The organism is Candidatus Dedyshia acidiphila (assembly GCF_051025295.1).
GTDB lineage: Bacteria > Acidobacteriota > Terriglobia > Terriglobales > Acidobacteriaceae > KBS-83.
The window spans coordinates 49,127-63,509 of sequence record NZ_JBMGJV010000004.1; the positions used below are offsets into that span (position 1 = coordinate 49,127).

The 14,383-nt window shown below is 61.4% G+C and carries 12 protein-coding genes; 8 read left to right on the forward strand and 4 right to left on the reverse strand.

All coding sequences use genetic code 11. The annotated features are described in order from the left end of the window. Nucleotides 1-26 precede the first annotated feature (26 nt). Complete coding sequence (locus tag AC5IJH_RS02805) at nt 27-794, reverse strand: TIGR04282 family arsenosugar biosynthesis glycosyltransferase (RefSeq protein WP_491901273.1); 768 nt, start codon at nt 792-794, stop codon at nt 27-29. 236 nt (nt 795-1,030) lie between these two features. Here AC5IJH_RS02805 and AC5IJH_RS02810 point away from each other — a divergent pair, with 236 nt between their 5' ends. The 8 genes from AC5IJH_RS02810 to AC5IJH_RS02845 all read left to right on the forward strand — a co-directional run bounded on the left by AC5IJH_RS02810 (nt 1,031) and on the right by AC5IJH_RS02845 (nt 9,705). Beyond that, on the forward strand, nt 1,031-2,587 hold the full coding sequence (locus AC5IJH_RS02810) for an aminotransferase-like domain-containing protein (protein ID WP_491901274.1): 1,557 nt from the start codon (nt 1,031-1,033) through the stop codon (nt 2,585-2,587). A gap of 136 nt (nt 2,588-2,723) precedes the next feature. Next, on the forward strand, nt 2,724-3,338 hold the full coding sequence (locus AC5IJH_RS02815) for a DoxX family protein (RefSeq protein ID WP_491901275.1): 615 nt from the start codon (nt 2,724-2,726) through the stop codon (nt 3,336-3,338). A 32-nt stretch (nt 3,339-3,370) separates the two neighbouring features. Continuing rightward, nucleotides 3,371-4,267 carry a phosphate/phosphite/phosphonate ABC transporter substrate-binding protein gene (phnD, locus tag AC5IJH_RS02820; protein WP_491901276.1) on the forward strand — a complete coding sequence of 299 codons (897 nt, stop codon included), beginning with the start codon at nt 3,371-3,373 and terminating at the stop codon, nt 4,265-4,267. 17 nt (nt 4,268-4,284) lie between these two features. Continuing rightward, on the forward strand, nt 4,285-5,115 hold the full coding sequence (locus AC5IJH_RS02825; protein ID WP_491901277.1) for a phosphonate ABC transporter ATP-binding protein: 831 nt from the start codon (nt 4,285-4,287) through the stop codon (nt 5,113-5,115). Between the two features lie 37 nt (nt 5,116-5,152). Beyond that, on the forward strand, nt 5,153-6,814 hold the full coding sequence (locus AC5IJH_RS02830; protein WP_491901278.1) for a PhnE/PtxC family ABC transporter permease: 1,662 nt from the start codon (nt 5,153-5,155) through the stop codon (nt 6,812-6,814). 20 nt (nt 6,815-6,834) lie between these two features. Then, nucleotides 6,835-7,890 (forward strand): radical SAM protein, encoded by a 1,056-nt coding sequence (locus tag AC5IJH_RS02835; protein ID WP_491901279.1) that lies wholly within the window; start codon nt 6,835-6,837, stop codon nt 7,888-7,890. Then, nucleotides 7,887-8,951, forward strand: coding sequence for a selenide, water dikinase SelD (gene selD, locus AC5IJH_RS02840; RefSeq protein ID WP_491901280.1), 1,065 nt, complete (start codon nt 7,887-7,889; stop codon nt 8,949-8,951). Before AC5IJH_RS02835 ends, selD begins: the two co-directional genes overlap by 4 nt. Nucleotides 8,952-9,012: 61 nt before the next feature. Further along, nucleotides 9,013-9,705 carry a class I SAM-dependent methyltransferase gene (locus tag AC5IJH_RS02845; protein ID WP_491901281.1) on the forward strand — a complete coding sequence of 231 codons (693 nt, stop codon included), beginning with the start codon at nt 9,013-9,015 and terminating at the stop codon, nt 9,703-9,705. Nucleotides 9,706-9,793: 88 nt separating this feature from the next. Here AC5IJH_RS02845 and AC5IJH_RS02850 read toward each other — a convergent pair whose 3' ends face one another. The 3 genes from AC5IJH_RS02850 to AC5IJH_RS02860 all read right to left on the reverse strand — a co-directional run bounded on the left by AC5IJH_RS02850 (nt 9,794) and on the right by AC5IJH_RS02860 (nt 14,316). Beyond that, nucleotides 9,794-10,735 carry an alkaline phosphatase family protein gene (locus tag AC5IJH_RS02850; protein ID WP_491901282.1) on the reverse strand — a complete coding sequence of 314 codons (942 nt, stop codon included), beginning with the start codon at nt 10,733-10,735 and terminating at the stop codon, nt 9,794-9,796. A 92-nt stretch (nt 10,736-10,827) separates the two neighbouring features. After that, on the reverse strand, nt 10,828-11,526 hold the full coding sequence (locus tag AC5IJH_RS02855) for a haloacid dehalogenase type II (RefSeq protein ID WP_491901283.1): 699 nt from the start codon (nt 11,524-11,526) through the stop codon (nt 10,828-10,830). A gap of 201 nt (nt 11,527-11,727) precedes the next feature. After that, nucleotides 11,728-14,316, reverse strand: coding sequence for a tetratricopeptide repeat protein (locus AC5IJH_RS02860; RefSeq protein WP_491901284.1), 2,589 nt, complete (start codon nt 14,314-14,316; stop codon nt 11,728-11,730). Nucleotides 14,317-14,383: the final 67 nt, after the last annotated feature.

Consider the following 14,383-nt stretch of genomic DNA (forward strand, 5'->3'; position numbering starts at 1 on the left):
GGGTACGCCATGCATTGATTCTCGAACTAACGGTCGACACGGGCGCGGGCCTCTCGTTCGATCGCGGCGAGCGCAGCCGCCGTGTGCGGTGCCCGGGACTCGCCCTCGGTCCGCAGCTCCAGCATCAGCCGTTCGAGCATCGGCGCATCGTCCACGTCATACCAGGTGCGAAGATGCCGGACCCGGAGGCTAAGGCGCTCCGCCTGCCGTTCAGTATCGCGCAGCACGGACGCGGTGCTCCACGCGACATCCTCGAAGAGCTCCGGATGCGCTTGCCGCATGCCGATCAGGTAGTAGCCGCCGTCGTCTGCGGGACCCAGCACGACTGTGTCGGCCTCACCGGGCAGCCCCGGTTCGCAGCCGAGGATGCGAAGTGCGGTTTCATACTCCTGGGCTGGCACAGTTGGGCTGTCGGAGTCGATGAGGCAGAGCGCACCGAACCCGCACTGGAGAAGATCCTGCGCGGCACCGAGCAGTCGCTTGCCGAAGGTGCCGTCCTGCTGCGGCAACAGGAGCGAACCCTGCGGCAGGACGCCCTCGAATGCAGCCTCCTGGCCGAACGGGGTGTAGCTGACCACCGGCACCGCGCGCCGTCCGGACGCTGCGCAGGCAAGCGTGTTCATGGTGTCTTTCAGGAAGGCGATGTTGAGTGCCGCAGCCTGCTCCGGCGTACACGGCGGACTGAGCCGAGTCTTGACCTGGCCGGGCACGGGCGCCTTGGCCATCACGGTGAGCGCGCATAGGCCGTCCCACTCGCGCGAGGGCTGGGCCGGATCGAGCACGCGGAAGTTCATGCCGCGTTGCAGTGCTTCGGTTGTTCCTGATCATGCCGGATAAGAGCGCATTGTTCCGATAGGGTGTCTGGCCCCGCCATATTGCCAAGCTAAATGAACCCCCTCGGGTCCCGGCATTGGAAGTTGGTCTGGCACCACCCGATCGAAACTGGCCTTGTCTGTTTGTTCCCTCGGGAGGATGCTAGGTTTAGCGGATCAAGCGCATCTGCCTGATCGCTCGAACCTGGAGTGCTGCGATGACGCCTGGACCAGGCTTGAATACGACTGACGTTCCGGTCACGAATGACCCGATGCTCACGCGAGCAGCGATTCCGGCGCGACTGGCGCGGCCTCCCGTTGGGCGACGTGCGCTGCGCAAGAGCGCGGGATTCGCGGTCACGCTCAATCGCGGAGGACGCGATCCCCTGTTGCAGCAGTTGGCGCGCTCGATCACGGAGAGGATCGGCCAAGGCACGCTGCTGCTCGGCGACCGCCTGCCGGGCGAACGCGCACTGGCGAAATCGCTAGGGCTCAGTCGCAATACAGTCAGCGCCGCTTACGAACTTCTGGAGACCCAGGGCTTGATCCGGCGGCTGTCGCAACGCGGGGCCTTTGTGAGCCAGCAGAGTTCGGCGAGCGCGACTCCACTGCGCTGGAGCGACAAGGTGGCGCAACGCGCTCACGTTCTCGATGAGCCCGTGCTGGAGCTGCTGGCGCAGGGCAGTTTCCCCTCCTCTGGCTACAAGCTCTCTGCGGGTACACCGCTGATCTCCTGCTTTCCTCAGGCCGACTACCGCGCGGCCATCGACCGGGTGCTCACCTCGCAGGCCGTGACAGCGATCTCGATGGCTCCTACGGAGGGGCAGCCCCGTCTGCGGCAGGCCATTGCCGCGCAGCAGAAGGTGGATCCGGCGCGCGTGCTGATTGTTGCCGGTGCGCAGGAGGGCATCGACCTGCTGGCCCGCTGCTTTATCGATCCGGGCGATGCTGTGGTCATGGAGCGGCCCACCTACCCTGGCGCCATCCAGGCGTTCCGCGCGGCCGGAGCCGTGCTGCACGAGTGGGACACCAAGGAATGGTCTGCCCATGCGCTGGAGCGGCTGCTGATGGCGCACCGTCCGAAGTTCATCTTCACGATGCCGACCCATCACAATCCAACTTCGCGAACGATGACGCAACAACAGCGGGTCGAACTGCTCGAGACCGCGGCGCGACACCAGGTGCCGGTGATCGAAGATGACGTGTACTCACAGACGACGTTCGATAACGTCATCCCGCCTTCCCTGCTGGCGCTCGACCAGAGCAATATTGTCATCTCGCTGAGCACGTTTTCTAAGCTGCTTGCGCCCGGACTGCGTATCGGCTGGATCGTCGCTCCCCTGCGCATCGTGAAGCAGCTTTCTCTGATCAAGATGCGCGCCAATTTATTCACCGAAGGTCTTGGCCAGCTCGCGCTTGCGGAGATGATCGAGAACGGCACGCTCGCATCTCACCTCGTCCGCCTGCGGCAAAAGCACTTAGCGCTGAAGACGATCGCGGTTCGCGAACTGCGAAAGAACTTCTCGGCTGGAGAGATCAGCTTCGCTGAACCCCTGGGTGGTCTTTACCTGTGGTGCCGGCTGAGCCAGCCGCGCGATCAGGAGGCGCTGCTGGTTCATGCGCAGCGGCTGGGCACTTCGTTCGCGCCGGACCGCGCCTTCTATGCGGGTACGCCCGATGCTCAATACCTAAGGCTGTGCTTCTCCGCGACAGATGCGGCCGGGCTGCCGGATGCTATTCGGCTGCTGGCCCAGGCCTGCCGCACTGAGGGATGAAAAACGCACCTGTCGCGCCACTGCGCAGAGGCCCAGCTCTGTTGGTGCGGTCCACAGTGGCCCCGCTGACGAAAACTGGACCCGCTCGCGCCAGTGTTACTCTCGCTGGACCCAAGGTGGCCTAAGTGGAAATGGCATGAGAACGAACTGGATCAACGACAGCTTCAAGTACATGTTCGGCGGCCACATGTGGACCACCATCGTGTTCGACCTGCTACTGCTGGCGGGCATCGCGATCGGTATCTACGTGTATCGCCGCCACGCCGAGCAACGTACCTTGCTCCATGTCTGGACATGGGTGGCGCGCCTGGTCGTCGGCGCCATGTGGTGGCAACAGGTGATTTGGAAGGTGCCGCCGGACTACAACGGACTTCGCTTCTGGACCAACGAGATGGTGAAGTACTCGTCCACTGACCTGCAGAGAGTGTTCGTAACCAAGGTCATCCTGGGCCACTTTGCCTTCTTCGCGCCGCAGGTCTTCCTCGTGGAGTTCATCATCAGCGCCACGTTACTACTTGGGCTGTGGTCTCGGTTCGGGTCGGTGCTGGGAGCGGCGATGGCGCTGAATTTGTCGCAGGGACTATATCGTTCGCCGGGCGAATGGCCCTGGACTTATATCTTTCTCATTCTCGTCATGGTGCAGTTCTCGCTCCTTCCGCCGGGGCGCAGCCTGGGGCTGGACGTGCTGCTGGAAGAGCATCAGACGCAACGGACCGGGCTGCTGTACCGCCTGCTAGCATGGGTCCGTTGACGACTCGGGTAGTGCTGGTCTGGAGAGAAACAATGTTGCTATTTAGCAATCTGCAGTCGTCTCACTCGTGGCGGATTCACCGCATTGCCGTTGGCGTATGCATGCTCGCACTCGTCGTCTTTGCCGGCTGCACAGCGAAGCCATCCTCCAACGAGGCCCGCCTGCGGATCAGCATGATTCCCACGACCGATCCCGGCAAGGCGCTGCGGCAGAACCAGCCGTTGCTTGCCTATTGGCAGAAGCAGACCGGCGAGACACCGGAGCTGACCATTCCGACGAACTACGCCGCAGTGGTGGAAGCGCTGGCGAATAACAAGGTGGACATTGCTTATCTGGGCGGCTTCACTTACGTGCAGGCGTCTGCACGCGCGGGCGTCCGGCCGCTGGTACAGCGTGGCATCGACCAGCAGTTCCACTCCGTGTTCATCACGCAAGCGAAGTCGAAGGTTCATTCCCTCGCCGACCTGCATGGACACTTCGTCTTCGGGGACGTCAACTCGACCTCCGGGCATCTGATGCCGCTCTATTACATGCAGCAGGAGAAGGTTGCGGCGGACGTCATCAAGAATGCGAGCTACAGCGGCGCTCATGATGCTACCGCTCTCGCTGTTGCGAACGGCAAAGCAGAAGCCGGCGCGATGGATGAGCAGGTCTACAAGAAGATGCTCGGGAACGGCCAGTTGAAGCCGGATACGGTTCGTGTGTTCTACACGACGCCGCCCTTCTTCGACTATGTCTGGGTGGCGAATAAAAACCTGGACTCGAAGACCGTCGACGCGTTCACAAACGCCATGCGGAGCCTGAATGCTGGGAGTCCTGACCAGAAGTCTCTGCTCGATCTGCTGAACGCGAAGGAATACGTCGCAGCCAATGATGCCGACTACAACAAGTTGCGAGATGCAGCGATGAGTGCAGGACTGTTGCATTGATCTATAGCCTCAACAGCGTGGGACGGAAATTCGGAGCGGGAGCTCGCTCGTCTATTGCGCTGCGCAATATCTCGCTTCACATTGCGCCGGGCGACCAGGTCGCTTTGCTGGGTTCCTCCGGCTCCGGTAAAACGACACTCTTCCGGTTACTGAACGCGACTATTTTTCCGTCGAGCGGTCAACTGCTCTATCGGATGGCAGACGTGTCCGCCATGCGGCAGTCACATCTGCGGGAGATGCGCCGCAGGATCGGGTGTATTTACCAGCAGCACTATCTGGTTGCGGGTATGTCCGCCCTGATGAACACGATGAGCGGCGCTCTGGGACGGTGGAGCCTGGCGAGCACTCTAGGCAATTTGATGAGTCCGCGTGCGATTGAGGTTCAACGTGCAGAGCATTGTCTCGAGGCGGTCGGACTGCAAGACAAGCGCCATGCGCGGTGCGACCAACTCTCCGGCGGTCAGCAGCAGCGTGTCGCGATCGCGCGGACACTCATGCAGGAGCCCGAGGTTATCCTCGCCGATGAGCCAGTGTCTTCGCTCGATCCCGCGCTGTCCGATGAGATTCTCGAGCTGCTGGTCCGGCTTGCCGACGAGGCGCGTCTGACCCTGCTCATTTCACTGCATCAGGTCGAGTACGCACGGCGGCATGCGAAGCGCGTTGTTGGATTGCGCGCCGGTGAGATTGCCTTCGACTTACCGACGCAGAAGCTCGACGATCCGACAGTCCAAGAGCTGTATCAGCGCTCGCGTGGCGACCGCGAGACGACGGCGGGCGCTTCGATACTGGATCTTGCAGGGGGTTCCGATGGCGCCGACGCTGGCCAGAAGCGCGCCTGCCTTCGCTGAGCCATTCAGCGCACGTGTGACCCGGTCGCGAGTTCCCTTGGCTCTTGCGCTACTCGTCATCTGGGCAGGGTGGCTGTCCGAGGTCGATCCGCGCGTGCTGATCTCCCGCGGGACATGGCACTCGATCGCTGATCTGATCGGCCGCCTCTTTCCGCCAGACCTGTCTTCAGATTTTCTGAAGGTTGCCCTGCATGCCACCTTCACCACTGCTGCTACTGCCATCATCGCGACAGCGCTTTCCGTACTGCTCGCGTTGCCGCTGGGTGTTCTGGCCAGCGGGCGGCTTTGGCGCTCGAGCATCGGCGTCCATGGTGATCCTTCCACGATGACGTGGCTGAAAGCTCTGAGTTGGGCAGCGCTGCACGGCATGGGGGCGGTGCGGTCTGTGCCGGACCTGGTGTGGGCGCTGCTCTTCGTTGCTGGCCTGGGCCTTGGCCCGCTGCCGGGAACTCTGGCGCTCGCGGTGTCTTACACGGCGCTGCTCGGGCGCGTGTATGCAGATATTTTCGACGAGGCCGATGTGCGGCCGCTTGAGGCTCTGCATGGAGTAGGCGCGTCGCGAATGCAGATCCTGCTGTTCGGGATCCTGCCGCAAAGCCGGTCGCTGCTGACCTCGTACACCCTCTACTCTTTCGAATGCTGTATCCGGTCTGCAGCCGTTCTGGGCTTCGTCGGCGCGGGCGGCCTCGGGTATGAGATCAGCCTGTCCACTCGACTGTTCGAGTTCTCGCAGGTGCTCACCCTGATGGGCTGCTTCGTGCTGCTGCTTCTGCTGGTCGACCTACTCAGCCGCGCGGTGCGCACCCGGTTGAGTTCCGGAGACATGACTGACCAGGCAAAGCCGATCTCGACTGCCCGACGCGGCACCATAGCAGCGTCCGTCGCGCTTCTCGTGTTCCTTGCGTTTCCGATAGCTGGCGTCCGCTGGTCCGGTTTGATGGAAGCCGACACGATACCCAACCTGCTGCGCTTCTCGGGTTCCCTGCTGCGGCCGGACTGGTCTCCAGATTTCCTGAGCAGCGTCGGCAGGCTTGCGCTGCAGACAATCAGCATCTCCGTACTCGGAACTGCGACCGGGGCGGTGCTCGGGATGATGCTCGCATTTCCCGCGACACGGCTGCGCGTCCGACGCCATGAATCGCTCGAGCGCTCCTGGTGGCGGCGGACGCAGCGCGAGCTGGTCTACTGGGTCGCGCGTATGATAGCCAATCTGCTGCGCGCAACGCCGGAGCTGGTGTGGGTTTTGTTCTGCGTCGTGGCGGTGGGCTTCGGTCCCTTCGCCGGCTCCATCGCTTTGGGACTGCATACGGGTGGCGTGCTGGGCAAGCTGTTCGCAGAGACTATGGAGGAGAGCCCGCAGGAGCAGGTCGAGGCCTTGCTCGCGTTGGGAGCGACGCCGCTGCAATGTATGTTCTGGGCTCTGTTACCGCAGGCGTGGCTGATGATGCGGCGATACATTCTGCTTCGCTGGGATATGAATCTCCGCGCCGCGACCATCCTCGGCCTGGTTGGCGGCGGCGGCCTGGGGCAGGCGCTGTATAACGATGTTCAATTGGGTGACTACGGCAAGGTGTCGACGCTGATCCTCGCCGTCATGGCGCTCGTGATCACGTCTGACTGGCTCAGCCAGCCGCGTGCACGAGCAGCGATCCGTGCGACCCCGGCGCGTGTATCACTGGCGACTCAGGCTCTAGGATAGAGAGGCGTGGACCAATAGCGATGGCGACCCAAACGATACCAGTACAGCGGCGTTTCGCACTCGGCCTGGGGCTGACGAACGAGTGCAACCTCGCGTGCTCGTTTTGCTACCGCGACCCGGCGCGACTGGATCGCATTTCGCTCGAGCAGGTGCAACGCATCCTGGCGGCGCTGCCCGTGCGCTCGGTAAATCTTGGCACCGGCGAAAACGGTATGCATCCGGACTTCCACCGCATCATCGGATGGCTGAAAGATCAGCCCTTGCGCATGACGATGACGTCGAACGGCCATAGCGTCGAGCTGCTCACGGACGAGGAACTCGGCTTCTTCAGCGATATCGAGTTCTCGCTCGACTACGACAACCGGGCCCAGCAGGATGGTCAGCGCGGGTCGGGAAACTGGGATTTGATTCATCAGCAGGCGGCCCGTTGCCGCGCTGCAGGCGTCCCTGTGACTGTAATCGCGGTAATGATGAAGTCGAACTACAAGAATCTGGCGAATGTAGCACGCATCGCGAAGCAATATGACGCGCCGCTGCGCATCAATGTGTATCAATCTGTGCGCACTGATATTTATGCGCTCACTTACAACGAATACTGGGAGGGTTTTCGTCTTCTGCTCGAGCAGACAGACCTGATCAGTACGGGGGAGCCGCTGGTTCGCGCCATGGCCGGTCTGCCGGCTCGCCAGGGCGGCTGCGGTTGCGGCACGGTGCGCGTCACCCCGCGCGGTACCGTGCAGCCATGTGTCTACTGGCCGGGGGAGGGCGATCCGCTGAGTGTGCTGCTCGATCAGGGACCAGCAGTGATCGAGACTCAGGCGTTCGTGGACGCACGCTCTCTGCCGCAAGCATGCCAGGGATGTGCGCACGTCGAGCCCTGCTACGGCGGATGCGCGGGGCGCAGGCGGCTCCATCACGAACTGGCGAACCCCGACTTCTACTGCCCGATAGTGCGCGGAGAATCCCGCCCGCTGCACGTCACGATGGCACCCCACCGCGATCTACCAAAGAGCGAGAGCGCATGCACCACGATCGTGATGGCGCGTGAGACGGACACAGGAGAGATGGATCGATGAGCGAGTCTGTAATCGACACAGCGAACGTGAAACTGACCGCGCAAGTGAAGGCCGGCGGCTGCGCGAGCAAGATCAGCCCCGCAGTTCTGGATCGGGTGCTGTCGCAACTGCCGAAGCAGACCAACCCGAACGTTCTGGTGGGTTTTGAGACCGCCGATGACGCCGGCATTTACAAGCTGACCGACGATCTGGCGCTCGTGCAGACGGTCGATTTCTTTACCCCGATGGTCGACGACCCTTACACCTACGGCCAGATCGCAGCGACGAATGCGCTCAGCGATGTGTACGCGATGGGCGGTATTCCGATCAGCGCGCTTGCCGTGCTCGCCTATCCCGAGAACGGCGATCTGGACACCCTGGCGGCGATCATGCGCGGTGGTCTCTCGAAGATGCAGGAGGCCGGCTGCGCCGTGATCGGCGGCCACAGCGTGAAAGACGCAGAGATGAAGTTTGGCTACGCCGTGACTGGCACGATTCACCCGGACCGCGTGCTCAAGAACAAGGGCGCGCAGGTTGGCGATGTGCTGTTCCTGACCAAGGCAATCGGCACTGGCGTGATCACGACTGCGATCAAGCGCGGCGTCGCACAGCAGGACTGGATTGATTCCGCCGTGAAGAGCATGACCACACTCAACAAGAATGCAGCCGTGGCGATTACAGAAGCAGGACTTCGTGTGAACGCGATGACGGACGTGACCGGCTTCGGTCTGGCGGGGCACGCACGCGAGATGGCGCTGGCCAGTGGCGTCGCCATCGAATTCACGATGCGTGACATTCCTTTGCTCAACGGTGCCCTTGAATGTGTGCGCGCGAAGACGATTCCTAGTGGACTGGTCACGAATCGCGAGTTCGCCGAATGTGTTGTCGAACCACAGGCGGACATCGCGCCCGATCTGCTGACGCTGTTTTTCGATCCGCAGACAGCCGGAGGACTGCTCATCTCTCTTGATTCGCGGGATGCTGCGAAGCTCGAGAACATCACTCGTGAAGTGGGCACACCGGCCATGCGCATCGGGCGCGTGATCGAACGCGGTGATGGGAAACCCATCCGCCTGCTGTAGGAAAGCTATGTCGACCGCCGCACGCCACTACGAAGATCTTCTAGCGGAGCACTACCTCTGGATGTACGGGGTGCCGTTCGAAACGAAAGTTGCGGAACAGAAATCTCTGCTCGCGCATGCTATCGCTTTGCTAGCACCCGGTCTTGACCGGGGGGTCGCGTTCGACCTGGGTAGTGGTCCCGGGGTTCAGAGCATTGCGCTTGCCGAGCTGGGGTTTGCTCCTGTGATCGCGATCGATTCCAGCCGGCGTCTTCTGGACGAGTTACTCGCGCGCCGTACGGCTCATCCAATCGAAGCACGGCACGCGGACCTGACTACACTGAGCGCCCTGAACATGCCTCAGAATGCCTCTGCAATTGTTTGCATGGGAGATACGCTGACCCATCTTCCTTCCAAAACTGCTGTTGAGACGCTGTTCGCGGATGCACATCGAAAGCTCGCACCCGGCGGCATTTTCGTTCTGACCTACCGAGACCTGACCGGCGAACTCCACGGGATCGATCGCTTTCTGCCCGTCCAGGCTGATGATCGTAAGATCATGACCTGCTTTCTCGAGTATGTGAGCGAAGAGTCTGTCCTCGTCCATGATTTGATTCATGTGCGAAAGGAGAGCGGATGGGAGTTGAAGAAGAGCAGCTATCAGAAGCTCCGTCTCGCTCCGGACTGGGTAGCGACTGCTCTCAGCAATGCCGGCTTCGCGAGCGTACGTCAGGAGCAGGCAGGCAGGCTCCTCCTCTGTGTAGCGAAGAAGTAGCTGCGAACAACAGCCAAGGTGAGGTTCAGCCGTTCCTCGCCTACACGGAACGGAGCTCGCGAGAGCGTACGTATGCCGCAGTCCTCCTCTAGTTCTGGAAGAACTCGGTCATCTGTGGTGCGGCATCGGCTCCATTAGGGATGTTGGCTACGCCGAGTGCTTTCATCGTAAGTGACAGCAGGCTGCGGTGATCGTATTCCTGCGTAGTGCCCGAGTGTCCAGCCTTCACATGCGAGCCGACAAGAACCGCGACGACGTGCCCACCACCATTGGTGACATCATCCGCCGACTCATCAAACGTAATGATGAGGAGTCCGCTTTGCGAGAATGCAGGATTCGCAAGCAGTGGTGCGACGTTGGTCTGTAGCCAGTTGTCCGCATGCTGCAGACGGCTGCTCAACGAGCAACTAAGGATGCTGCCATCCGCGCAGCTGTGAACATCATTCTGCGCATTCGGAATGATGAAGGAATAGTTTGGCAGCCTGCTGCTGTTCAAATCAGTTGCAAATTGCGCGAAAGGCACGACACTTGCCGTGAGGGCTGCGCTCTGCTTCACATCGCTGAGATACACGAAGGGATTGTGGTGCTGCAGATATGAGCCGCTATCGCCGCCGAGGTAACCAGTCGAGGGCAATGACTCCGCGTACACCTTCCACGTCTTGCTGGCGGCTGTCAGTTCTCGCGCGACGTTATCGGTACTCACCGTATCTCCGTAGAAATCATTGTTGGTCAGTGGCAGCCCGGTCGTGAGGATGAAGTAATTGGGAAGCGATGGGTGCGAATTCGCGTAGTAGTGCGGCACCATGGCTCCCTTGGTCATCAGGCTGTTCAGGTAGGGCATGTTCTGGGTGCCGATCACGTCGCCATAGTTTGCGTTTTCCAGAGTGATGATCGCGACATGCTGCACCTGCGGCACGCTCGCTGTCGCGCCTCCCGAGCCATTCCCCACGTTGCCTGAGTAGCCGCCGCAGCCTGAGACGAGAACAGCAACTACCGAGGTAAGCAGGAGAGACGTAGGCGTTTTAGACATATAGCCTCAGATGCTGCGAGTTGCAATCGGGTAAGTACGGCAACTCGGCTCAAGTTGCTTCGTGTCTTGCGCTCAGGCTTATCTATGTCGTCTTACAACCTCTGCTCTGCGCGGATGAGTTGATCCGCGACTTCGTTAAGATTGCGGCCGGTAAAGTCCGGTGCTGACACAAGCGGAAACCAGGCAGTCCCGAACCGTTGCACCAAGGCCGCCTTGTACCCGCAGGCGCTCGCGCCGATCAGATCCCACGGATGTGCTGCGATCATCGTCAGGCGGGAAGGCTCGATTGCAAGGTCTTGCGCTACATACCTGTAAGGCTCTGGGGCAGGCTTGTAGGTGCGTACCGCCTCGACAGAAAATACACGGTCGAAGAGCGTCGCCAGTCCAGCATGCTCGATCTGTTTGTGTGCAGTGGCTTGCGATGAGTTTGTAAGTGCTACTGTGCGGAATCCATGCTCTCTCAAACGGCGCAAGGCGTCGGCTACTTCAGGATGGGGCGGCAGCGATCCCAGCGCCTGTACGATGTCGCTGGCTTCGTTCTCGTCCAGGGCGACATTGTGACTCTCCGCAACCATTCGCAGCGCCGCGTCGGCCAAGACGCCAAAGTCCGCGTACTGATTTACCTGGGTCATGGTTTGAGAGTAGAGGAGGAGCTGAGCAAACCACTGTTTCAGGACGGCGCCCTCGCCGAACAGCTTCTCGAACCGAGGCCGCAGTGCGCTGACATCGAGCAAAGTCTCGTTTACGTCGAAGACCAGGACGGAGGCCACTGCCCCCTGCTGCTTTGTCACGATTCATCTCCAAACCGAAAGTGTGTACTCCGATTTGGATTCCTGCCTGGTGGAAGAGGTGCGGCGGTGGTCGGCATTTCTCTTCGATGGCGTGCGCGCCGAAGCGCTGCAAGCGCAGATATCAGCGAAGGGGTGGAGCGAAACCTGCGGGTCAAACATAGACGCCGGCGAACCGGAGGGCGCGCTTCCCTGCGCGCAGCATCAGTTGTGGTGTTCGCGTCCGTTCTGAATGCTAACAGGCTGTACATGCGAAGCGGGCTGCATGCCCTCTGCCACTGTTCCTGGCACCATCTTCACGAGACGGCGAAGGGCGTCAGCGACGAGCGGGTCGCCCTGCTGCCGCGAGCGCACGGCGACGAACGATTCCAGCGCCTGAACGCCCGAGGTGCTATGCATGCCAAGACGAGCGAGGCCGTCGTAGTAGTTCACGACGGGAACGATGTGGAAGGTGGGCTCCTCGTCGAGAAAGAGCGCGCTTGCCTCACCGGTTCTGCGCAAGCAGGTGTCAAACTCAGAATCCGCCTCGGTGTAAGCCTTGGCCGCGAGATACGCACGTCCGAGGTAGAAGTGCATCAGCCACACGTCGGCGATCTTCTGCCCTTCGCGCAGCTCAGCGATGGCCGGAATCGGCTTGCCAGATTCCAGGAGCGCTGCTCCCGCAATCAAATGTGCATACGAGCGGGCGTCCACGTTCAGCTCTGATCCGAGGCTATTCGCAATGACGTTTGCTTTCGCGGGAGCACCTGATTCGACATAAGCGAGCGAAGCCAGCACGCGCGGCCCTACGTCCTGCGACAACTCAGTGGCATGGTCGGCGGCGCCCAGCGCGGCGGCTGCATGGTGGCGATAGCTCTCCGCTTCGGCCAGGTTCGCCCACTTGATGGCGGCCTCGTCGCGGTTCTTCTTGCTGCTGTCCTCCTCAGCGCCCTTGCGGAGCAGCGCAGTCGCATCCTCCAGCCTGCCCTCGTAGAGCGCGAGGTCGGCCTTGCCAAGCATGGCGCGCGATGCACCGGCGTCATTCAAAGCGCTGAGTGCGTCCCATGTCGCTGAAGTCTGTGGCCGCCCGAGTGCGAGCTCAGAGATCGCCTTTCCGACAAACGCCAGATTGAACTTTGGGTTGAGTTCGAGTACCCGGTCCTGCTCGGAGATGGCCCGCTCGAACTGGCCGGCATACATCGCGTACAGCCCGACATTGTTCCGCTGCAGCACGTTGTTCGGTGCGAGCGACAGCGACTGGATACCTTCCTTGAGCGCGCGATCCATGTCACGCGCGTAGAAATACGCCAAGGCCAGATTGGCGTGACCCGCTGAGTCGGCCGGGTACTTGCTCAGCAACTGGGTGTACTCATCGATGGCCTTGGGATAGTCCCGCTCCAGAAGATAGTAACCGCCTCGCGTACGATACCGCTCGCGTTCCGACATGCGACCGATGGTCGCCATCGCCTGCTGAAAGTAGGTGGCAGCCACCTGCTTGTTGCCAGAGTTGTACTCCATGACGGCGAGACCGGAGTAGGCACGGCCCATCTTCGGATCGAGCTTCAGCGCCTGTCTGTATGCGGCGATGGCCTCCGGGTAATTGCCACTCCACTGAAAGTCCTGTGCCTGCGCATAGGCCTTCGCTGCTTCAACCGATGTGGTGGTGTACGTCTCGGCCGCGTTCAACTGCGCTGAGGCGGGCGTTGTATCACCGAGCGCCGTACGGATGCGGGTCGCCAGCTTTGGCAGATCGCGCACCACCTCATCTCGCGCCTGCGCGCGAACACTATCGTGTTCGATCACTTTTCCAGTGACGGTGTTCACTGTGCGGGTGCTCAGCACAAAGCCGCTGCCTTTGCGCTCGACTTCTCCGGACACGATGTACGCAATGCCCTCGCGGCGGGACAGCATACGAGCGGCGTTCTCGTCCAAATCGGCGCCACCGTTCGTCAACTGCCGAACCAGCTTCTTGGCAGCGCTCCGGTTGTAGATATTGATGAACGATGCGCCTTCGAGGGCGGTCGCAATCGGCTGCTCGAGCGACTTCTCGAAGACAGGGTCGCCTGTCTTGTTTTGAAAATCGGCGACGAGCACTGAGACTTCCGGCGGCACGCGGGTGTCTCGCCGCAAGGACTTCATCAAGAGACCGAGGGCGATCAGCACGATGGCGACTATCGTCAAGTCATACAGGCGCCTGCGGCGGCGCTGTCCGTTGTTGAGCACCGCGGCATGGCGCAGGCCGGCTTTGTCGTAGTCCGCGTCCCACAGAACCACGTCACCCACGCCTTTGAGCGCGTAGGTGCCAAGCCGGCGCATGCGAATGCCGTCCAGGTCACCGATGGTGCGACGGGCGGCGTCGGTGACGATGATCTGTTCCGCAGAGCCGACGGACTCCGCGCGCGCAGCGAGGTCGACGTCAGAGCCGTGCCAGCTATTTTCGAAATACTCTGGCGTGCCGATATGCAGCCCGATCCGCAATCGAAGGAAGCCGGAGGGGGTCTGAATGGGATCGTCGCGTAAGCGCTTCTGAATGGCGGCACAGCACTCGAGGGCGGTGCTCGGGTCCTCGAAGGTGAGGAAGAACGAGTCACCGATGGTCATGATCTCGCGGCCGTTGTAGAGGGCCAGCGTTTCGCGGACAGACCGGAGGTGGCGACTCTGGATATTCGCGAGATAGGCGCGGTCGCGCGAGGAAGAGTCCGGGCCAAGCGAGGCCGCTCGCTTCGCCGCGCTCGAGCCGACCATGTCGGTGAAGACAAGCGCGATCGGTACGGTAAGACGCTCTACCTCTTCAACGTATTCCGTTTGTTCCACAAGGAGTCGCTCTATCAGCCTTCGGGCCTACAGCATAGCGCCTAAGCGGGTTTGTCCTCTAGTGCTG

Bases quoted from the DNA above. Each gene is read 5' to 3' on its own strand.
- AC5IJH_RS02805 (WP_491901273.1), bottom strand. From the start codon at position 794: ATGAACTTCCGCGTGCTCGATCCGGCCCAGCCCTCGCGCGAGTGGGAC.
- AC5IJH_RS02810 (WP_491901274.1), top strand. From the start codon at position 1,031: ATGACGCCTGGACCAGGCTTGAATACGACTGACGTTCCGGTCACGAAT.
- AC5IJH_RS02815 (WP_491901275.1), top strand. From the start codon at position 2,724: ATGAGAACGAACTGGATCAACGACAGCTTCAAGTACATGTTCGGCGGC.
- phnD (WP_491901276.1), top strand. From the start codon at position 3,371: ATGTTGCTATTTAGCAATCTGCAGTCGTCTCACTCGTGGCGGATTCAC.
- AC5IJH_RS02835 (WP_491901279.1), top strand. From the start codon at position 6,835: ATGGCGACCCAAACGATACCAGTACAGCGGCGTTTCGCACTCGGCCTG.
- selD (WP_491901280.1), top strand. From the start codon at position 7,887: ATGAGCGAGTCTGTAATCGACACAGCGAACGTGAAACTGACCGCGCAA.
- AC5IJH_RS02845 (WP_491901281.1), top strand. From the start codon at position 9,013: ATGTACGGGGTGCCGTTCGAAACGAAAGTTGCGGAACAGAAATCTCTG.
- AC5IJH_RS02850 (WP_491901282.1), bottom strand. From the start codon at position 10,735: ATGTCTAAAACGCCTACGTCTCTCCTGCTTACCTCGGTAGTTGCTGTT.